The 18857-nt window shown below is 68.7% G+C and carries 18 protein-coding genes; 9 read left to right on the forward strand and 9 right to left on the reverse strand.

Features of this window, described 5'->3' with window-relative positions; all coding sequences use genetic code 11:
* Positions 1-26: 26 nt before the first annotated feature.
* Complete coding sequence (locus tag ABD089_RS01495; RefSeq protein ID WP_343884406.1) at positions 27-1883, reverse strand: glycoside hydrolase family 13 protein; 1857 nt, start codon at positions 1881-1883, stop codon at positions 27-29.
* 108 nt (positions 1884-1991) lie between these two features.
* On the opposite strand from ABD089_RS01495, the gene ABD089_RS01500 reads away from it, so the two are divergent.
* Positions 1992-2426: a MarR family winged helix-turn-helix transcriptional regulator gene (locus ABD089_RS01500; protein WP_343884407.1), complete on the forward strand. Its 435-nt coding sequence runs from the start codon at positions 1992-1994 to the stop codon at positions 2424-2426.
* Positions 2427-2563: 137 nt separating this feature from the next.
* Here ABD089_RS01500 and thpR read toward each other — a convergent pair whose 3' ends face one another.
* Genes thpR through ABD089_RS01515 form a run of 3 tightly spaced genes read right to left on the reverse strand, consistent with a single transcriptional unit; the run spans position 2564 to position 5271 of the window.
* Entirely contained in the window at positions 2564-3094 is a 531-nt protein-coding gene (gene thpR / locus ABD089_RS01505) for an RNA 2',3'-cyclic phosphodiesterase (protein ID WP_343884408.1), read from the reverse strand.
* Positions 2991-4274, reverse strand: a complete 1284-nt coding sequence (locus ABD089_RS01510) for a glycosyltransferase (RefSeq protein ID WP_343884409.1) — start codon at positions 4272-4274, stop codon at positions 2991-2993. The genes thpR and ABD089_RS01510 overlap by 104 nt, the downstream gene beginning before the upstream one ends.
* Before the next feature lie 7 nt (positions 4275-4281).
* Positions 4282-5271 (reverse strand): phosphodiester glycosidase family protein, encoded by a 990-nt coding sequence (locus tag ABD089_RS01515; RefSeq protein WP_343884410.1) that lies wholly within the window; start codon positions 5269-5271, stop codon positions 4282-4284.
* Positions 5272-5440: 169 nt separating this feature from the next.
* Here ABD089_RS01515 and ABD089_RS01520 point away from each other — a divergent pair, with 169 nt between their 5' ends.
* The 7 genes from ABD089_RS01520 (at position 5441) to ABD089_RS01550 (ending at position 13293) form a co-directional block, all read left to right on the forward strand.
* A complete protein-coding gene (locus ABD089_RS01520; RefSeq protein WP_343884411.1) occupies positions 5441-6043 on the forward strand; it encodes a DUF4956 domain-containing protein in 603 nt (200 codons plus the stop codon).
* Positions 6040-6828, forward strand: coding sequence for a polyphosphate polymerase domain-containing protein (locus ABD089_RS01525; protein ID WP_343884413.1), 789 nt, complete (start codon positions 6040-6042; stop codon positions 6826-6828). The genes ABD089_RS01520 and ABD089_RS01525 overlap by 4 nt, the downstream gene beginning before the upstream one ends.
* A 36-nt stretch (positions 6829-6864) precedes the next feature.
* Positions 6865-8625 (forward strand): carbohydrate-binding domain-containing protein, encoded by a 1761-nt coding sequence (locus ABD089_RS01530; RefSeq protein ID WP_343884415.1) that lies wholly within the window; start codon positions 6865-6867, stop codon positions 8623-8625.
* 85 nt (positions 8626-8710) lie between these two features.
* Positions 8711-10309 carry an ABC-F family ATP-binding cassette domain-containing protein gene (locus tag ABD089_RS01535; protein ID WP_343884416.1) on the forward strand — a complete coding sequence of 533 codons (1599 nt, stop codon included), beginning with the start codon at positions 8711-8713 and terminating at the stop codon, positions 10307-10309.
* A gap of 65 nt (positions 10310-10374) precedes the next feature.
* A complete protein-coding gene (locus ABD089_RS01540) occupies positions 10375-10938 on the forward strand; it encodes a helix-turn-helix domain-containing protein (protein ID WP_343884417.1) in 564 nt (187 codons plus the stop codon).
* A 28-nt stretch (positions 10939-10966) separates the two neighbouring features.
* Positions 10967-12823 (forward strand): ABC transporter ATP-binding protein, encoded by a 1857-nt coding sequence (locus ABD089_RS01545; protein WP_343884418.1) that lies wholly within the window; start codon positions 10967-10969, stop codon positions 12821-12823.
* Positions 12823-13293 carry an NUDIX domain-containing protein gene (locus ABD089_RS01550; protein WP_343884420.1) on the forward strand — a complete coding sequence of 157 codons (471 nt, stop codon included), beginning with the start codon at positions 12823-12825 and terminating at the stop codon, positions 13291-13293. Before ABD089_RS01545 ends, ABD089_RS01550 begins: the two co-directional genes overlap by 1 nt.
* 294 nt (positions 13294-13587) lie before the next feature.
* Here the strand turns inward: ABD089_RS01550 and ABD089_RS01555 are convergent, their stop codons facing one another.
* The 5 genes from ABD089_RS01555 to ABD089_RS01575 all read right to left on the reverse strand — a co-directional run bounded on the left by ABD089_RS01555 (position 13588) and on the right by ABD089_RS01575 (position 17927).
* Positions 13588-14961 carry a DUF222 domain-containing protein gene (locus ABD089_RS01555; RefSeq protein WP_343884422.1) on the reverse strand — a complete coding sequence of 458 codons (1374 nt, stop codon included), beginning with the start codon at positions 14959-14961 and terminating at the stop codon, positions 13588-13590.
* Positions 14962-15236: 275 nt separating this feature from the next.
* On the reverse strand, positions 15237-16046 hold the full coding sequence (locus tag ABD089_RS01560; RefSeq protein WP_343884423.1) for a putative RNA methyltransferase: 810 nt from the start codon (positions 16044-16046) through the stop codon (positions 15237-15239).
* Between the two features lie 19 nt (positions 16047-16065).
* Positions 16066-16812, reverse strand: a complete 747-nt coding sequence (locus ABD089_RS01565) for an SDR family oxidoreductase (protein ID WP_343884424.1) — start codon at positions 16810-16812, stop codon at positions 16066-16068.
* Positions 16796-17569, reverse strand: a complete 774-nt coding sequence (locus ABD089_RS01570; RefSeq protein ID WP_343884425.1) for an SURF1 family cytochrome oxidase biogenesis protein — start codon at positions 17567-17569, stop codon at positions 16796-16798. The genes ABD089_RS01565 and ABD089_RS01570 overlap by 17 nt, the downstream gene beginning before the upstream one ends.
* Positions 17570-17579: 10 nt before the next feature.
* Positions 17580-17927 carry a DUF3099 domain-containing protein gene (locus ABD089_RS01575; protein ID WP_343884426.1) on the reverse strand — a complete coding sequence of 116 codons (348 nt, stop codon included), beginning with the start codon at positions 17925-17927 and terminating at the stop codon, positions 17580-17582.
* Positions 17928-18093: 166 nt separating this feature from the next.
* Between ABD089_RS01575 and fabG the strand changes: the two genes are divergently transcribed.
* Positions 18094-18837 carry a beta-ketoacyl-ACP reductase gene (gene fabG, locus ABD089_RS01580; RefSeq protein ID WP_343884427.1) on the forward strand — a complete coding sequence of 248 codons (744 nt, stop codon included), beginning with the start codon at positions 18094-18096 and terminating at the stop codon, positions 18835-18837.
* Positions 18838-18857: the final 20 nt, after the last annotated feature.

An 18857-nucleotide genomic window follows, 5' to 3' on the forward strand; every position in this document is an offset into this window, starting at 1 on the left:
GTGTCTTGTCCGTGTCTTGCTCGCTGTCACCAGACCCAGATGGTCACCGGGGAGCCGGTGTCGGTGATCGTCACCTGGTGGTCGTCGACGCTGACTCCGCCGCCGATCACCGCGCGTCCCTCGCCGATGCCCTTGAGGGCAGCAGCGGGCAGGCGCAGCTCACCGAAGGCGTCGCGGCTGACGACCACCAGCGCGCGCTGGTCTCCGGTCTCGCGCAGGAAGCAGATGGCGTCGTCGTTCGCGCCGGCCCAGCGCAGGCCGCCGTGGCGCAGCGCGTCCAGCTCGCGGCGGGCGGACCCCAGGCTGCGGTACAGCTCGAGCAGGTCGGTGTCCCAGCCGGACTCGTCACCCCAGGGGAAGGGACGGCGCCCGTCCTCGGCGTAGTCGCCCTCGAGGCCGACCTCGTCGCCGTAGTACAGCATCGGGACGCTGGGCATCGTGTAGAGCATCGCGGCCGCTGCGCCGGCGATCCGCCGGTCACCGTGGGCCAGCGTCAGCACGCGGGTGGTGTCGTGGGAGCCGATCAGGTTCATCGAGTGGCGCAGCACGCTCCACGGGATGTGGGAGCTGAACTCGGAGATGGTCTCGACGACCTGCTCACCGCCGAGGCGGGGGACCATCAGCGGCGAGCCGAGGAACTTGGGGGCGTCGTTGGGGTGGCGCAGCCAGGTCCACATCGGGCGGGTGAAACCGGTGTAGTTCATCGCGCCCTGCCAGCCGTGGCCGTCCAGGTCGCCGGTCAGGTCATGCCCGTGCTCGACCACGAGGTACTTGTCACCCTCGGCGTCCACGGCGGCGCGCATCGCCCGGGCCACCTGGTGGTAGTGGTCCTGGTCGCGGTAGCGACCGGTCATGTTGCCGACGTCCACCCGCCAGCCGTCCAGACCATAGGGGGCGCGCAGCCACCGGCGGATCACACCGTCGGTGCCGAACAGCCGCTCGAACAGGGCCTCGGACGCGAAGTTGAGCTTGGGCAGGGTGCGCACCCCGAGCCAGGTCGCGTAACCGAACTTTCCCTCCGGTTCCCAGAGGTAGAAGTCGTGCTCGGGGGAGTTCGGGTCGGCCAGTGCGGTCTGGAACCACTCGTGGGTGACGCCGGTGTGGTTGGTGGTGAAGTCGCCGATCACCTTCATCCCGCGGGCATGGGCAGCCTCGACCAGTTCGACCAGCGCCTCGTCGCCACCCAGGATCGGGTCGACGTGGTCGAAGCTGGTGGCGTCGTAGCGGTGGTTGGACTCGGACGGGAAGAAGGGGGTCAGGTAGACCACGTCGGCACCGAGCGAGGCGATGTGGTCGAGGCGTTCGGCGACGCCGCGCAGGTCTCCGCCGTAGACGAACTCGCTGCCGTGGGCGGGGGTGTCGAGCTTGACCGGCTCATCCCACCCGCGAGCGACGGCCCATTCGGGCAGATCGCGCTCGTCGGCTGCGGACGAACGCGCGAAGCGGTCGGGGAAGATCTGGTAGACGACGGCATCGCGGGTCCAGGCGGCCGGTTCGGGGGCAGTCACCAGCCGGAAGTCGGCGGCATCGGGGACGTCGCGGGTGTGCACGCCCGTCCCGTTGACCCACGCGTAGCCGGTGGGGCCGCCGGCGAGGATCCAGCGGTAGTTGAGCGTCGGGTTGGGCATCACGAGCTCGCACTGCCAGACCGACTCCCAGTCGTCGCGCGACAGTTCGTGCGCCTCGACGAAGCGGGGTTCGGCGTCCGCGAGGTGACGAATGTGCACCGAGGTCACCGGATGGGAATGGGGGACGCGGAGCCGCAGCCGCACCTTCTCGCCCAGCGCCGGGTGCGCGGGGTCGACGTACAGCGCTGACCCGTCGTGGTGGGGTTCCTGTAGAGGATGCGCGGCAGGAAGCGGTGGTGGGGCAGTGGGTGACACAATCATCCTTCAGTGGTGCCGGGCATCCTGCTGGTGCTCGCGGGCAGGGTCAATGGAGCCATTATGGTGACTAGTCACCAAAAAAGGGAATGGGCAGGAGACGGACTGATGGAGGAGCTGGTTGAGCGGCTGCGCGTCGCCTACCTCGTGCTGGACGACGGCGACCGTCGCACCATTGCCGCGGCCGACCTGACCCCCACCCAGTACAACCTGCTGCGCACCGCCGACGAGCACCCCGAGGACCCGTCCGTCTCGAGCGTGGCCAAGGAACTGCTCTGCACCCGCGGCAACGTGACACGCCTGGTGTCCCGCATGGCTGCGCAGGGCCTGGTGGAGACGGTGGGAGACAAGGACGACCAGCGACTGGTGCGGGTACGGATCACCGACGACGGCCGGGAGCGACTCAACCAGGCCAGGGCACTGCTGGCGGAGGCGGACGAGCGTCGCTTCGGTTCGCTGGCTCCTTCGGAGCTCACGCACTACCGCGAGGTGCTGGACGAGATGATCCAGCTGATGCGGGCCGACCTCGACGCCCGGTTCTGATCGCTGCCGTCGGCGCCTGCGCGTCCGGCCGGAACACGACCGGCGGGGCGGATCTCCCCCACGAAGATCCACACGCCCGCCGATCGGGTGCCATTCGCTTTTTCAACGGCACAAGACGATTGTGGCCCATCTCGGGGTCAGAAGCGATGGTCTCCAAGGGGTAGACGAGCAACCGGAGTGTGGGTCGCACGCCCGTGCTGGCGCGTGTCGAGCGTGGATCGGACCAGCGCCAACTCCGCCACACCGAAGCGCGGACCGTCCAGATCCTGGAGCACTGGTTCCCACGCCGACAGATCGGACGGACGGTTCGCCCGGGCGAGCGTGAGGTGTGGCTGGTAGGGCCTCGACTCGATCTGGATGCCGGCCCGACGCGCAGCCCGACGCGACCCACGGGCCAGCTCCGGCAGACCGTCCGCGGGGTCGTCGAGCAGGGCGATCAGGTGGCGGGCCCGGACGAGTTCGGGGAAGGCGCCGCCGCCTCTGATGGCCAGCTCGAAGGGCGCCGTCCCGCGCGCCACCTCGGCCAGCCCGTCCACGAAGTCGTCCAACTGCTCGTCGTCTACCTCAGGGCAGAAAACGGTCGTGACGTGCCACTGGTGCGGCTGGTTCCAGCGCAGGTCCCAGCCCGGCCGTCGCGACTCCAGCCGGTCGTCCAGCCACTGCACCACCGCTGGCGATGGCAGCACCGCGGCGAACAGCCGCTGCGTCGCTCGCCCGCTTGTCCGTCCCATGCCCAGATTCTTCCAGCCCCGAATGGTGCAACCCAGCGTGGCCGCGCGCGAAGACCCACAGCGCCTGGCCGAGATAGCTGGTCACCACCAGGGACACCTCCGTGGCCACCTTGGCGATCGGCAATGAGACCCCGGCGCTGGTGAAGCTCAGCATCAGCAGGTAGTTCGCCACCAGCAGCAGCACCGCGAGCTGCAGGTAGCGCCACAGCGAACGGCCCAGGGGCTGCTTCTCGGCGCGGAAGACCCAGTGCCGGTTGAGCGTGAAGTTCACCGCGCCACTCACCACCCGCGCCACCACCAGGGCGCCCAGCAAGGACCCGAGGGCGCCCTGCAGCACCAGCAGCAGGGCGGTGTCGATCGCGAAACCGGTCAGGGACGAGGCGGCGAAGCGCAGCTGTCGCGCGCTGCGGCGCAGGCCGTGGGCCAGCAACGGACGGTAGATCCGCGCGGAGTCGGCCAGGGGCCGGAAGTGCGAGGACTCGTTGTCGGCAAGGTAGATCGTCTCGATCGGCACCTGGGTGATGCTTAGGTGGTCGTCCCCGGCGGCCAGCAGCAGGTTCAGCTCGTACTCGAAGCGGTCGCCCTCGATGCCCTCCAGCCACCCGAGCAGGCGGGCCGGGTAGGCGCGCAGGCCAGTCTGGGTGTCGAGGATGGAGGTCCCGGTGATCCAGCGGAACAGGATGCGCGTCGCGTCGTTCCCGAACCGGCTGCGCGCGGGCACCTGCCCGGTGAACATCCGCACCCCCAACACCATGTCCGTGTCGTTGCGCAGACCCTCGGCGACGGACTGGATGTCGGCTGGGGTGTGCTGGCCGTCGCAGTCGGCGCACACGACATCTCGTCCGGCCCGATGCTCGCGCACCCACGCGAAACCGGCCCGCAGCGCGGCTCCCTTGCCCCGGTTGGTGGGGAAGCGGACGACCGTCGCGCCGGCCACCTCGGCGAGGGCGAAGATGGAGTCGTACTCGGGGCCGGAGCCGTCGTCGACCACCAGCACCTCGTGTTGCGGGGCGGTGCGGGAGAGGGTGTCGACGAGTTCGGCGAGGCGGGTGTCCGGCTCGTAGGCGGGCACCAGGACGACGACATCTCGGGTGCTGGGGACTGCTGCGGCACTCATGTCACGCTCACTTCGACAGGTAGATGATGTCGGAGGTACCGCGCTCCTGGCCCTTGCCGAGCGGGTTGTTCACCAGCGACCCGTTGAAGACCATGGCGGTGGACCCGCCACCGTCCAGGTTGTAGGCGACGGTGCAGCCGATGCCCTTCATGAGTTCGGCCAGATCAGGCAGCGTGAGGCCGTTGGAATAGCCGGACGATCGTCCGTCGACGGCCACGAAGACGAAGTGGTTGGTGCCCAGGGTGCCGACGGCGGTACGTGGCTGGTTGCCCTGGATGGAGTGGTTGCCGACATTGGTGTCGATCTCGATCGAGTCGATGCCGTCGATGACCTTGCCACCGGTCACCAGGCCGGGGCCGAAGCTCCAGGTCTGCCAAGCGCCGTCGGAGACCAACTGCTTCGCGGTGGTGGCGGTCTCGTCGTAGAGCGACATGTCCCCGTCGCGGGTGAGCAACAGGCCCTGGCGGGCCCCGGAGTCGCGGAAGGCGACGCCATTGCGGATGACGATGCCCGTCTCGCGGAAGCCGTAGTAGTCGCCGTTGATGCCGAACAGGCCCCCGAACTGGCTGAGGATGTCGGAGGGGTTGGCGATGATGTTCGTCCCGAAGGTGTCCTCGGCGAAGGCGGTCTTCACCAGCGTGGCGTCGGTGACCTGCACGTCCGCGATGAACCAGGCAAGGGCGCTGTCGCCCGAGCCGGAGCTCTTCGAGGTGATGGTGATCTGCTCGGTGTCCGAGGTGTAGGAGGTCTCGGTCAGAGTGCCGCTGGTGGCCGAGGTGGTCGATGCCGACTCACTCGCCGACGCGGTGGCGGTCGAACTGGCCGACGAGCTCGCGGACGAGCTGGCGCCCTGGCCGTAGGACGAGGCATTGGTGATCTCCGCATGGTCCACGACGAAGCGGTCGAGGGCCCAGGCGGTGCCCCCGCCGACGCCGAGAAGCGTGGTGCCGAGGGCGCCGCCGAGGATGGCTCGGCGGCTGGTTCGTGAAGTGGTCATGGGAAAACTGTGGACACCGACCCTGTCCGGGAACTGTGCGCTGACTAGGCAGGACATGTATCGACGACTCACAGGGCGGCCAGGTGGCCCACACAGGGAACCCACAGACCCAGCGGGCTTGATGGAGCCTGTCCGAACCCCCCCACCACCAACCCACTCAAGGAGCGATATGACCATCGCCGCACTCTGGCCGATCGTCGCCAACCTGGTCGCGATCAGCATCTTGACCTTTGGCCTGTACTTCCCCCGCCACCACCGCCGGGACCTGCTGACCGCCTACCTCGGCGTGAACGTCGGCGTGCTGGCGGTCGCGAGCGTCCTGATGGACTCCGCGATCGGGGCCGGCCTCGGCCTGGGCCTGTTCGGTGTGCTGTCGATCATCCGTCTCCGCTCCGACGAACTCAACCAGCGCGAGGTGGCCTACTACTTCAGCGCCTTGGCACTCGGGCTGCTCGGTGGCATGAGCACCGCTCCGATCGCGATGACGGTCGCGCTGATGTCGGCCATCGTGCTGGTGATGGCCGTCGCAGACCATCCCGGCCTGTTCCCGGGACACCGTCGCCAGGTGATCGTCGTCGACCGTGCCCTGGCCGACGAGGACGAACTCATCGCGCACCTTGAGGGGATGCTCGGTGGACGGGTGCTCGGCGTCACCGTGCAGCGCGTCGACTTCGTGAACGAGACCACCTGGGCCGAGGTCCGCTGGACCGGTGCCGGCCGCCGGGCACTGCACGACGACAACATCCCCAGCCTCGAGCGGGTCGCCGCATGAGCCAGCTCGCGGGGAAGACCGACATGGAGCGCGGGGAGCGGGGGTGGGAATTCGACCCCATCACGCTGGACGAACTGACCGAGCGTGCCGAGCTGATGACCCGGATCGACCGCAAGTACGTGCTGCTCGGCGACGAACTGCCCCGATTCCTGGAGCAGGCGCCCAGCGGCACCCGCGTACTCACGATCGACGGGGCTGACCGCTTCGGCTACGAGTCCACCTATTTCGACACCCCCGAACTCGACTCCTACCGCCAGGCCGCCTGGGGGCGCTCCCGGCGCTGGAAGGTGCGCACCCGCGACTACCTCGACACCGGCTCACGCTTCGTCGAGGTGAAGACCCGCCGCGGTGAGCACTCCTCGAAGCAGCGCGTCCTCGCCAGCCCCGGGCTCGACCGCGGCGCGCTGGACGACCCGGCTCGACGCTTCGTCGCGGAGGTCCTGCACTCGGCCCGGATCGAAGGTCTGGAGGTCGACGACCTGCGCCCCGTGTTGCGCAGCCGCTATGCCCGCCAGACCCTGCTGGCACCAACCGGCAACGCCCGGATCACCATCGACACCGAGCTGGCCTGGGCCGAGCTGTGCGGGGGTGCCCGCCTTCGCCGCCCCGACCTGGTCGTCGTCGAGACCAAGACCGCTGGCGCCCCGACCGTCTTCGACCAGGCGCTGTGGCGGCTCGGGCATCGTCCGCAACGCATCTCCAAGTACGCCACAGGTCTGGCCGCGCTCGAGCCCTCACTGCCCGACAACCGCTGGAGCCGCACGCTCCGCCACCACTTCCGCTGACCCGCCGAACCGCCCCTGACCAGAAGGACACCAGACATGAACCAGACCACACCCAAGTTCCTGACCCTGCGCAAGACCCTCGCCGGCCTGGCGGTGGGCGCCACCCTGCTCACCGGTTGCTCGGTCGCCGGCGCCGACTCCAGCAGCACCGTCGTGACGAGCACCTCCTCGAGCAGCTCGTCGACCTCCAGCTCGTCCAGTTCCGCCAGTTCGACCACCAGCGCGTCGACCACCTCGGCCACCGCCGGGGCCAGCGCGGCCACCGTCCTGGCCGACAACCAGGAGTCCCACGCCTCCGCCGCCGACGAGGCCTACTCCGAGTCCGATGTCGTGAGCATCACCCTGGACGGCGACACCGCGTCCGCCACCGGTGACGGCGTCACCATCGACGGCTCGACCGTGACCATCACCACCGCCGGCACCTACAAGCTCTCGGGCACCCTGGCCGGGCAGGTCGTGGTCAACTCCACCGCCGACGGCGTGGTGCGCGTCATCCTCGACGACGCCACCATCACCTCGTCCAGTGGCCCGGCCATCTCCGTGGCGGCTGCTGACGAGGCGGTCATCATCCTGGCCGACGGCTCCACCAACTCCGTCACCGACGCTGCCTCGTCCACCGACGATGCCACCGCGGCGATCGACTCCAAGGCCGACCTGACGATCACCGGTGACGGCTCGTTGTCGGTCACCGGCACCGCCAACGACGGCATCGCGAGCTCCGACGGCCTGGTGATCGAGTCGGGCACCATCAGTGTCAAGGCCGCCGACGACGGCATCCGCGGCCAGGACTACGTCATCGTCACGGGCGGCACCGTCACGGTGGACGCCCAGGGCGACGCGGTGAAGTCCGACAACGACACCGACGCCGACCGCGGCTACATCTCGGTCACCGGCGGCACGATCACCGCCACCGCCGGCGGGGACGGGCTGGTGGCCACCACCGACGTCGTCGTCAATGGCGGCACCGTCGACGTCACCACCGGTGGCGGCTCCGGAAGCCAGGTCGCGGACGACGCCTCCGCCAAGGGCCTCAAGGCGGGCGTCAACCTCGTCGTCAGCAAGGGCTCGGTGACGGTCGACGCCGCCGATGACTCCCTGCACAGCGACGGCCAGATCACCATCGACGGCGGGACGCTGTCGCTGAAGTCGGCCGACGACGGCATCCACGCCGAGCAGTCGATCACCCTCGCGGGCGGCGCCACCACCGTCGAGCAGTCCTATGAGGGCATCGAGGCGCCGCAGATCACCATCAGCGGCGGCACCAACAAGATCACCACCAGCGACGACGGCATCAACGCCTCCGGCGACGGCGAGACCGGCGTCACCGTCAGCGGCGGCACGACCGAACTACTGGTCGGCGGCGACGGCCTGGACGCCAACTCCGGTGCCATGACGATGACCGGCGGCACCGTGATGGTCTCCGGCCCGACCCAGGGCGGCAATGGCTCACTCGACCTCGACAACGGCCTGACGATCAACGGGGGCACCCTGCTGGCGGCGGGTACGTCGTCGATGGCGCAGTCGCCCACCAGCGACTCCAGCCAGGGCTGGGTGATGGCCTCGGCCACCGGATCGTCCGGCGACGTGGTGACGCTGAAGAGCGGCGACACCGAGATCGCGTCCTACACCGCGCAGGCCGACTTCGGCACCGTCTGGTTCTCCACCTCCGAGATCACCTCGGGCGAGAGCTACGACGTCTACGTCAACGACACCTTGGTGACCACCGTCACCGCCAACACCGCCTCGGCCAGCGAGATGGGCGGCGGGGGCATGGGTGGTGGCGGCGGCCGGATCTGAGGCGACAGAGTTCTCGAACCGAGCCCGGAAACCACCGACATCGGTGGTTTTCGGGCTCGGTTGCGCTCATGGAACACTGGACGGCGTGCTGCAGGTCAAGGATCTCGAAGTCAGGGCGGGCGCCCGGTTGCTCGTCTCACCCATCTCCTTCCAGGTGATCAACGGCGACAAGGTGGGTCTGGTCGGTCGCAATGGCGCCGGGAAGACCACCCTCACGCGCATCCTGGCGGGGGAGGGGCTCCCCGCCGGCGGCCAGGTAACCCGCTCGGGCCAGCTCGGCTACCTTCCGCAGGACCCACGCGACCCCGACCTGGAGACCATCGCCCGCGACCGCATCCTCTCGGCCCGCTCGCTGGACCGCGTGTTGGTCAAGATGCGCGACCTGGAGCAGGCGATGAGCACGGCCACCGGGGACGAGCGCGACCAGGCGATGACCGCCTACTCGAAGGCCGAAGGCCAGTTCGTCGCCGCCGGTGGCTATGCCGCCGAGAGCGAGGCGCACCGGATCGCCGCGAACCTCTCGCTGCCCGACCGCGTGCTGGCGCAGCCGCTGCGCAACCTGTCCGGTGGTCAGCGCCGCCGCATCGAGCTGGCGCGCATCCTGTTCTCCGGCGCAGACACACTGCTGCTGGACGAGCCCACCAACCACCTCGACGCCGACTCGATCACCTGGCTGCGGGACTTCCTCAAGACCTACCCCGGCGGGTTGATCATGATCAGCCACGACACCGGCCTGCTGGACGCGACGGTGAACCGGGTGATGCATCTGGACGCGAACCGCGCCGAGATCGACATCTACTCGATGGGCTGGAAGCTCTACCTCAAGCAGCGCGAGACCGACGAGAAGCGTCGCAAGCGCGAGCGCGCGAATGCCGAGAAGAAGGCCTCGCAGTTGCTCGCCCAGGCCGACAAGCTCGGCGCCAAGGCGACCAAGGCATCGGCGGCGCACTCGATGCAGAAGCGCGCTGAACGGATGCTGGCCGGTCTCGAGGACGAGCGCGCGGCCGACAAGGTCGCGAAGATCCGTTTCCCGGAGCCCGCGCCCTGCGGCAAGGTGCCGCTCACGGCCAACGACCTCTCCAAGACCTATGGCTCACTCGAGGTCTTCATGGGCGTGGACCTGGCGATCGACCGGGGGTCGAAGGTCGTCATCCTGGGCCTGAACGGCGCCGGCAAGACCACCCTGCTGCGCATCCTGGCCGGGGTGGAGGAGTCCGACACCGGCGAGGTGCTCCCCGGCCACGGGCTGAAGCTCGGCTATTTCGCGCAGGAGCACGATCTGCTGGACCTGAACTCCACGGTGCTGGAGAACATGGTCGCCTCGACCCCGAACATGAACGAGACCGAGTGCCGCAAGGTGCTGGGCTCCTTCCTGTTCACCGGCGAGGACGTCGAGAAGCCCGCCCGAGTGCTGTCGGGTGGCGAGAAGACCCGGCTCGCGCTGGCGACGCTGGTGGTCAGCGCGGCGAACGTCCTGTTGCTGGACGAGCCGACGAACAACCTCGACCCGGCCAGCCGCGAAGAGGTGCTCAACGCGATCCGCACCTACGCCGGGGCAGTGGTGCTCGTGACCCACGACGAGGGCGCGGTGCACGCGCTCGACCCCGACCGGGTGCTGGTGCTGCCCGATGGCGTCGAGGACCTGTGGACCCCCGAATATGCTGAGCTGATCTCGCTCGCCTAGCGGCTCCCATCCCACTCGCACTAGCGTGGCAGCACACCCGTCCCACCCCGAAGGAAGGCCCGTCCATGGCAGTGACGCAGCCCCCGTCCAGGCCGGGCCGCGGCGCCCGCGTCGTCGGTGAACAGCGCAGCCAGCTCGGCGCCGACCTGGCTCTTCGCTACGGGGACGGGGAATCGATCCGCGCGCTGGCGATCGACCTGGGCCGTTCCTATGGCTGGGTGCAGACGGTGCTCAAGGAGGCCGGGGCGGTGCTGCGCACCCGCGGTGGGGACACTCGTTCCCCCGCGGCTCGCGCGCGCATCCCTTCGTCCGTCCGCCCGGTGCCGGTGCCCCCCGTGGCGCCGGAGGTGGCGGCCCAGAAGGTGGTGGATGCGGACGCCGCCACCCTCCCGCCGCAGGAATCGGCGAAGCCCACGAAGGCGAAGTCGTCCAAGAAGGCTGACAAGAACAAGCAGGGCGGCAAGCCGGACAAGAAGAGGCCCGACAAGTCGCCCGCAGGCAAGGCGTCGTCCGCGAAGACGTCGTCCGCCAAGGACAGGAAGACCGAGAAGAGCACGTCCGGCAAGGCCAAGAGCACGGCAGACAAGAAGAAGCCCGGCAAGAAGAACGGGCGCGACAAGCGGAAGTGAGCCAGCCAGCGTGAGCATGGGGATGGGCATGGGCCGTGCAGGCGGCGGCGTGATGGGTGGCCTGCGCAAGGACCAGTCGGTGAAGAGTCATCGGCTCGCGCCCGGCACCGTGCGTCGCGTCATCGGTTATGGCAGGCCCTACCGCGGGCTGCTGGCCGTCTTCGGGGTCTGCATCGTGCTGGACGCGGTGCTGGCCGTCGCCCCGCCCCTGTTGTTCAAGTCGATCATCGACGAGGGCGTGCTCAAGGGGAACAGCCGGCTGGTCATCACCCTCGCGGCCGTGGTGGGGGTGCTGGCCGTCATCGAGGCGGGCATCGGGATCCTGAACCGCTGGTGCTCCGCGCGGATCGGCGAGGGCCTGATCTTCGACCTGCGCACCCAAGTCTTCGACCACGTCACCTCGATGCCGCTGGCCTTCTTCAGCCGCACCCACACCGGCAAGCTGGTCAGCCGCCTGCAGTCGGACGTTCTCGGGGCGCAGCGCGCGTTCACGTCCACGCTGTCGAGCGTGGTGAGCAACATCATCCAACTGGTGCTGGTGCTGGCCGCCATGCTGGCGTTGAACTGGCAGCTGACCCTGGCGTCGCTGGTGATGCTGCCGATCTTCTTGGTGCCCGCACGCATCGTGGGCGGCCGGTTGGCCGACCTGACCCGTGACTCGATGCAGCTGAACGGGGACATGTCCGCGATCATGACCGAGCGGTTCACGGTCTCCGGTGCGCTGCTGGTCAAGCTGTTCGGACGTCCGTCGGAGGAACACCGGCTGTTCGCCGACAAGGCCGGCGCGGCGCGAGAGACGAACGTCCGGATCGCCCTGGTCGGACGATACTTCATGACCTCGCTGACGCTGGTCGCGGCGCTGGCGACCGCGCTGGTCTACGGCGCGGGCGGCGTGATGACCATTCGCGGCGCCATCACCGTGGGCACGTTGACCGCGCTCGCCAGCCTGCTGGCCAGGCTCTACGGGCCGCTGGTGCAGCTGACCAATGTGCGGGTGGACGTGATGAGCGCGCTGGTGAGCTTCGAGCGGGTCTTCGAGGTGCTGGACGTCGAACCGCTGGTGGCCGACCGTCCGGGCGCCCATGCCGCGTCCGGGCAGGCGTCCATCGACTTCGACCGGGTGCACTTCACCTACCCCGAGCCCGAGGAGGTGTCGCTGTCGTCGCTGGAACCGGTGACCCCCGGCGTCGAGGCCCGCAACACCGAAGTGCTGCACGGGATCAACTTCCACGTCAGTCCCGGGCAGACGCTGGCGCTGGTGGGGCCGTCCGGGTCGGGCAAGACGACGATCACAAACCTGCTGACCAGGCTCTATGACGTCACCGAGGGTGCCGTGCGGGTCGGCGGGGACGACGTGCGGGAGCTGACCCTGGCCTCGCTGCAGCAGATGGTGGGCTATGTGACGCAGGACGCGCACATGTTCCACGACACGATCCGCAACAACCTGGCCTACGGCGCTCCCGAGGCCACCGAGGAGCAGATGCGCGCGGCCCTGGCTGCGGCGCAGGTGCTGGAGCTGGTGGACCGGCTGCCGGACGGGCTGGACACCATGGTCGGGGAGCGCGGCTACCGGCTCAGCGGTGGCGAGCGGCAGCGGCTGGCGATCGCCCGGTTGTTGTTGAAGGCACCGCCGATCGTCGTCCTCGACGAGGCGACCGCGCACCTGGACAGCGAGTCGGAGGTGGCCGTGCAACGGGCCCTGGACACCGCGATGGCCAACCGCACCAGCGTCGTGATCGCGCACCGGCTGTCGACGGTGCGGGCCGCCGACCAGATCCTGGTGGTGGAGCAGGGGAGCATCGTCGAGCACGGCACTCATGACGAGCTGCTGGCCGCCGGGGGTCCGTACGCCGAGCTGTACCACGCCCAGTTCACGGAGGACTGATGAGTGAGGCTGCTCGGGAAGTGAACAGGTCGCGCATCCGCGTCAAGGCGATGCTCATTGCCCCAAACCCGGAAGGAACCGCGCACGCGGTCAGCGTCAGTGGACCGTCGCTGGAGAACCCCGAGGGCTTCCACCGGTTGATTGGCGGCTCGGTCGAGTTGGGGGAGACCCATCGTGAGTGCATCATCCGCGAGGTGGACGAGGAACTTTGTGCCCGCATCGACGACCTGCGCTTCCTCGGCGTCGTGGAGAACATCTTCCGTTACGAGGGCGAGCTCGGGCACGAGATCGTCTTCGTCTGGACGGGACTGTTGGACCCGCCGCCCGCCCTTGAGGGCGCCACGATGACCGAGATCGACGGGACCGTCCTGCCGGTGGTCTGGCGGCGGTTCGGCGGCGGCGAGGACGTCGTGCCCCTCTACCCGGCCCGGGCCGAGGACCTGTTCACGGCGGAAGCCCCGGGACGCTGACGATGGCTGGGGACGAGGTGATCGCCAAGATGCCTTCCCGGTTGCGCCCGGTGCTGTCGCCTGCCCGTGCGATCCCGAGCCCACGCTCGATGGCCCGGTCCGGGTAACCCAGCAGGCTCACCCCCACCGGGCGCTGCTCCCTTGCTTCCCCCACGGGGGCACAGGGGAATCGCGTGATCAGTGAATCCATGGTCGTTTCCCGTCTGGGAAAGAATCCAGTGCCTCCGCTGGACGCACACATTCGACCGCGTGAGCCCGCACGGATTCCGCACGCGAGCAGGTGGGTGTGTTCGATCAGGCGACGAGGGGGACGACTTCCTCCGGAGCGTCCAGCGCGATCGTGTGGGAACGCGTGACGAGATAGCGGTGCCCGAGCGGGCTGGTCCAGACGAACAGACCTGATTCGGGTTGGTCGAGTTTCCAGCCCCCGTGGGTCTTCGCACGATGCACGAACCGGGTCAACGGTCCGAGGTTCTCCAGCCGGGTCTGGCCCGGGGGTCCGCCGGGGTGGTAGGGGGCCGTGTGGTCCAGGTCACACCGGGCGGACGAACGCGTCGACCAGGGGAAGACCTCATTGGGATTGCGTAGTTGGACAGCCTGGCGCAGCCTGTCCGGCGCTTCGTAGGCATCGCTGGCTGCGGTCCGGTTCGCGTCCACGACCGGACGCACGCCGACCCGGTGGTTGCGCAGCATCTCGGCTGCCCACTGGGCCAGCATCGGGCCGACCTTCTCCACGCGAGCCGGACCGTCGCCACCAGCCAGTGTGGTGTCCGTGAGGTGCACCACGAGTTCCGCAGTGGGGAGGAGGAGGTCGGGATCGACGGTGATCATGCCGCAGGCGTGCCCTGGCTGCCCGGCGCGGATGCAGTCCTCGAACTCGTCCGGGTCTTCGGGCAGGTGGTCCATCAGGTCGGCTTGCAGAACCTGTAGTGCGCGCCCCGGATTCGCGAGAACCCCAAGGGACATCGCGCGCAGTGCGTCGTGGGTGCCCCGCTGGCCACCCTCGCGGAGGATTCGTGTCACGCGGTTGAGCTGGCCGTCCAGCAGGATCGCGTCCCCAGCGTCCAGCCACCCGTCCACGTGACTGACGCCGTTCTCCGACTCGCGGATGTCGACCCGCCGGCGCTCCAGTGCACGCTCCCGTTCGGCGTCTGCCTCGTCGGGATCGAGTAGCTCCAGTACGAGCGCGCGAGCCAGCTCCTGGGTCTTCTTCCACGACATGCCGACCATCACCGGCGACAGTCGGCGATCGAGTTCGAGGCATGCGTCGTGTGGGAGCAGGCGAGAGATCGACGCCAGTTCGCGCGCCTGCCACACGGGCACGGCGCCCTGGTCCAGCAGTCGCCAGAGCTGGGGGAGTCGGTGCCGCACGTCCAGTGCGTCGGACATCAGCGCTTCCACATGGTCGTTCGTGACGCCGAGGTAGGAGCAGATCTCCAGGGTGCAGAACTCCGCGACCTCGGGGGTGCCGTCGGAGCCGACCTGCACCAGCCGTTCGGTTCCTGGCAACATGAAGGTGGGGTCATCGTCCAGTTCGGAGTAGAGGTCGGCGATGTGGGCGGCGAGTTGGAGGTCGAGGGCCTGCGCCCGACGGATCGCGTCCCTGTTCCGACGCATCAGGCGGATCGCCTCATCCCGGTCTGCCGGTAGTTCCTGCACTGCGCCCACCCCCTCTCACCTTCGAGCTGTCAAATGGAATTATATTCAAACACCAGTTCCAATGCAAGGTTCCACGTGAAGAAATCAGGGGTCAAGACACCCTGTGGGGGGCCGTGCAGGGGCTCGTTCGGTCAGGTGTGGCCCGGGCCCCGTAACGGAGCTGCCGCTCCAACGAGCCAATGCCCTGGGATGACGAGTTTGTACCGCCTGCCGCGTGGCAGCGCCAGACCGGCTGGGCGCCAAGCCGGCCGTGACGTCGGTCCGCCGGTGTTACCTGGGCTCCCTCATCCCCGCTGGGCTGGCTTGCGGAAGATGCTGACCTGGACGTCGGCGTCCACGCTCATACCCTCGCGCACCGATTCGTGCTGGTGGAAGGCGTTGGGACCCATCGCGACCAGGTCGGCCAGAGCCTCGGCCGACAGATCGATCGTCCAGGCGATGCGCTGGGTGCCGATCGGCTCGAAGGCACCCGCGAACTGACGCTGCACCTTGGCCAGCTTGTCGGCCTCGAGGCCCATCAGTCCCAGGGATTCCCGCGCCCGCGCCAGGTGTCCCGGGTTGGGCGTCACGACCAGCAACAACCCGCCCTGGGCCAGCACCCGGGCGAACTCGGGCGCATTCCGGGGCGCGAAGACGCAGGTCAGCAGGTCCACCGAACCGGAGCGCACCGGCAGCCCCGCCCAGGTGTCGGCCACCACCGACCCAGCATGGGGGTGCGCCTTTGCGGCCCGGCGAGCTGCCATGGGGGAGACGTCCGTGGCCAGGCCCACCGCATCGTCCAAGGCGTCCAAGACCTGCGCGAGATACCAACCAGTACCGGCCCCGACCTCGAGCACCCGGCGCGCTCGTCCCGCACGGTGCACCAGTGCGTCCGCGATCGGACGGTAGTGACCGGCTCCCAGGAAACGATCCCGGGCAGCCACCATCTCGGCTGTGTCGGCGTTTGCCGGCGCGGCACGTCCGAGCAGGTTCACGTGCCCCTGTTTGGCGATGTCGAAGCGGTGCCCTTGGCGGCAGGCCAGCGAACCACCGTCCCTGGTCAGAGGCGAACTGCACTGCGGGCAGGCCAGCAGGCCCAATGCGACATCGATCATGGAAGGGGTGTCGACCAGGTCACAGCGCGCGCATGGCGCCGCCGTCGACCGGCACCAGGCAACCAGTGACATAGGACGCGGCGTCGGACAACAAGAAGGCGGCGATGCGGCCGAACTCGGCGGGATCACCCATCCTGCGCAGGGGGATACCGGCTTCGGTGGCGGCCTTCGCTGCGGCGGGGTCGGGAGCCTGCCCCAGCAGGTAGGTCATCCGGTCGGTACCGATCGAGCCGGGCAGCACGCCGAAGGCGCGCCCGCCCGCGGGACCCACCTCGTCCGCAAGCTGCTTGACCAGCATGGCCAGCCCGGGACGAAGACCGTTGGAGGGCGCCATCTGCGCCAGCGGCGACTTCGCGGACGACGACAGCACCAGCCCGGCGCGCCCCTGCGGGTTCGCCGCGAACAGGGCTCGTGCCACGCGCACCGCGGGCATGAAGACGGAACCGAAGGCGTCCGCCCACTGCTCGTCCGTGGTGTCGAGGACGGTGCCCTTGGGCGGTCCGCCGACGCTCACGAAGGCACCGTCGATTCGGCCGTAATGTCCCACGGCAAGATCCACGGCCCGCTGCGGGAGGTCGGCGTCGGCCAGGTCACCGGCAAGAACCGCTGCACCGAGCTCGTCGGCGAGCTGCTCGAGCACCTCGGCCCGACGCGCCACCAGGACGACCTTCGCGCCTTCGCCCACCAACTCGTGCGCGGTCGCCAGGCCGAGCCCGGAGCTCGCCGCCGTGACCAGGAAGACCTTGCCCTCAAGTCCGAGATCCATCGACGTCCCCTTCCAGTTGTTTTGCAGCCTGTTGCTTCATCTTCTTTCGGTCGCGCATGTCACCGCGGATCAGCACGACCATGCCCGCCACCGCGATCGCGGTGAAGCAGAACCACTGGATCGCGTACGACAGGTGCGGACCCTCGCCCAACTCCGGTGTCACCATTGGCAACAATTCTGCCGACTGGCCGCTCACCTCGGTCGCCCCCAGGTATCCGTCCAGGACGGGGTAGGGGAGCACCTTGGCGATCTCGCTCGAGTTGACCAGCCGCATCCGGTTGTCGACGACGGTGATGTTGGACGCCTTGCCGTTCTCGCTACGCCGGACATAACCGGTGACGGTCACCGTGCCGGTGGGCGCCGCAGGAATGGCGATGTTCTCCTGGGTGCCGCGATCACGCTTGATGAAACCGCGGTCGACCAACAGGTACTCGCCTCGATCGGTCTTCAGCGGGGTGATGACCTCCGAGCCGGAGTCATCCGAACGGTTGCGGAACATGGCCAGGAACTGGTTGTCTCCGTCGAAGGTGCCGGTCGCGGTCACCCGCTGCCATTGTTCGTCGTCCGTCACGGGCGTCTGGTCGAAGACGGCCTGGTAGGGCTGGATGGCCTTGGCGGAATTGGCCACCACCTGCGCGTTGGTCTCCTTGCGCCAGTCGAGGCGGTGCAACTGCCACTCACCCAACCGGACGAAGGTCGCCGCCAGCACGATCACGAACAGTGCCAGGGCGATCCAGCGCAACCACAACTTCTTCACCTTCGCGACCCTACCCTCGGTCAACCTCGGTGAACTCGCCGCTGATCACCTCCTGGCCGGCGGTGAGCTGGGGCATGACCTGCTGCGGCTCTTCGGGGCGGGCCATCGGCAACGAACGGTTGTCCTGCGCATTGCCCAGCACGACCGCGATGGGTGGCAGGATCGCCGCTCCCGCGACGACGACCAACTTCCACCAGCCGGGCACCAGGAAGATGATTCCGAAGCAGGCGGTGCGGAAGGCCATCGTCACCAGGTAGCGGATCTCTCGCCGGGAGATGTCCTCGCTCCTTGACAGCCGCGCGTCCGTGATCACCGCCGGTTCCGCCAGCGGCCTCGTCTCGCGCTGCTGGAAGGCCATGAACCCACCCTACGAGCGTCCGCGGCATGGCAGAAGTGCCCAAACTCGCCCAGAAACCACAACTTGCCCAGAAACCACAACTTGCCCAGAACCCCACAAAGGCCCCCAGTGTTGGTTGTGGGAGTCGCACCAGTCCAGCGATGCCTGCCCTCGATAGGTTTGACGGGTGAATGACACCAGCACCCCCAGCGGCGGGCAGGCCGAGGCCGGACGAGTGGCGTTGGTCACCGGAGGTTCCAAGGGCATCGGACGCGCGATCGCGGCCCACCTCGCACAGCAGGGATACCGGGTCGCCGCGACCTACCGTTCCGGCGACGTGCCCGAGGGCGTGCTCGGTGTCCGGTGCGACATCACCGTCGCCGAGGACGTCGAGTCCGCCTTCGCCCAGGTGGAGAAGGAACTGGGCCCGGTCGAGGTGCTGGTCGCGAATGCGGGCATCACCAAGGACGGCCTGCTGATGCGCATGAGCGACGACGACTGGAGCGCGGTCGTCGACACCAACCTCACCGGAACCTTCCGGGTGGTGCGCCGCGCCAGCCGCGCGATGATGAAGCAGCGTTTCGGCCGGATCATCCTGGTCGGCTCGGTCGTCGGGCTGCTCGGATCGGCGGGTCAGGTCAACTACGCCGCCACCAAGTCCGCCCTGGTGGGCATGGCCCGTTCGGTGAGCCGTGAGCTCGGCGGCCGCGGGGTCACCTGCAATGTCGTGGCCCCTGGCTTCATCGAGACCGACATGACCGCCGTCCTGTCCGAGGACGTCATCAAGGGCTACCAGGCCCGAATCCCGGCCGGGCGCCTCGGCCAGGTCGACGACATCGCCGCGGCGGTGACCTACCTCGCCGCGGACCAGGCCGGATATGTCACTGGCGCCGTGCTGCCCGTCGACGGCGGCCTCGGTATGGGCCACTGACACACCCTTTCGACCCAGCT

Origin of the sequence: Luteococcus sanguinis (genome assembly GCF_039527675.1) — a bacterium.
Lineage (GTDB): Bacteria > Actinomycetota > Actinomycetes > Propionibacteriales > Propionibacteriaceae > Luteococcus > Luteococcus sanguinis.

Bases quoted from the DNA above. Each gene is read 5' to 3' on its own strand.
- ABD089_RS01540 (WP_343884417.1), top strand. From the start codon at position 10,375: ATGGCAGTGACGCAGCCCCCGTCCAGGCCGGGCCGCGGCGCCCGCGTC.
- ABD089_RS01565 (WP_343884424.1), bottom strand. From the start codon at position 16,812: ATGGATCTCGGACTTGAGGGCAAGGTCTTCCTGGTCACGGCGGCGAGC.
- ABD089_RS01530 (WP_343884415.1), top strand. From the start codon at position 6,865: ATGAACCAGACCACACCCAAGTTCCTGACCCTGCGCAAGACCCTCGCC.
- ABD089_RS01500 (WP_343884407.1), top strand. From the start codon at position 1,992: ATGGAGGAGCTGGTTGAGCGGCTGCGCGTCGCCTACCTCGTGCTGGAC.
- ABD089_RS01525 (WP_343884413.1), top strand. From the start codon at position 6,040: ATGAGCCAGCTCGCGGGGAAGACCGACATGGAGCGCGGGGAGCGGGGG.
- ABD089_RS01545 (WP_343884418.1), top strand. From the start codon at position 10,967: ATGGGCCGTGCAGGCGGCGGCGTGATGGGTGGCCTGCGCAAGGACCAG.
- ABD089_RS01550 (WP_343884420.1), top strand. From the start codon at position 12,823: ATGAGTGAGGCTGCTCGGGAAGTGAACAGGTCGCGCATCCGCGTCAAG.
- ABD089_RS01575 (WP_343884426.1), bottom strand. From the start codon at position 17,927: ATGGCCTTCCAGCAGCGCGAGACGAGGCCGCTGGCGGAACCGGCGGTG.
- ABD089_RS01560 (WP_343884423.1), bottom strand. From the start codon at position 16,046: ATGATCGATGTCGCATTGGGCCTGCTGGCCTGCCCGCAGTGCAGTTCG.
- ABD089_RS01520 (WP_343884411.1), top strand. From the start codon at position 5,441: ATGACCATCGCCGCACTCTGGCCGATCGTCGCCAACCTGGTCGCGATC.
- ABD089_RS01515 (WP_343884410.1), bottom strand. From the start codon at position 5,271: ATGACCACTTCACGAACCAGCCGCCGAGCCATCCTCGGCGGCGCCCTC.
- ABD089_RS01510 (WP_343884409.1), bottom strand. From the start codon at position 4,274: ATGAGTGCCGCAGCAGTCCCCAGCACCCGAGATGTCGTCGTCCTGGTG.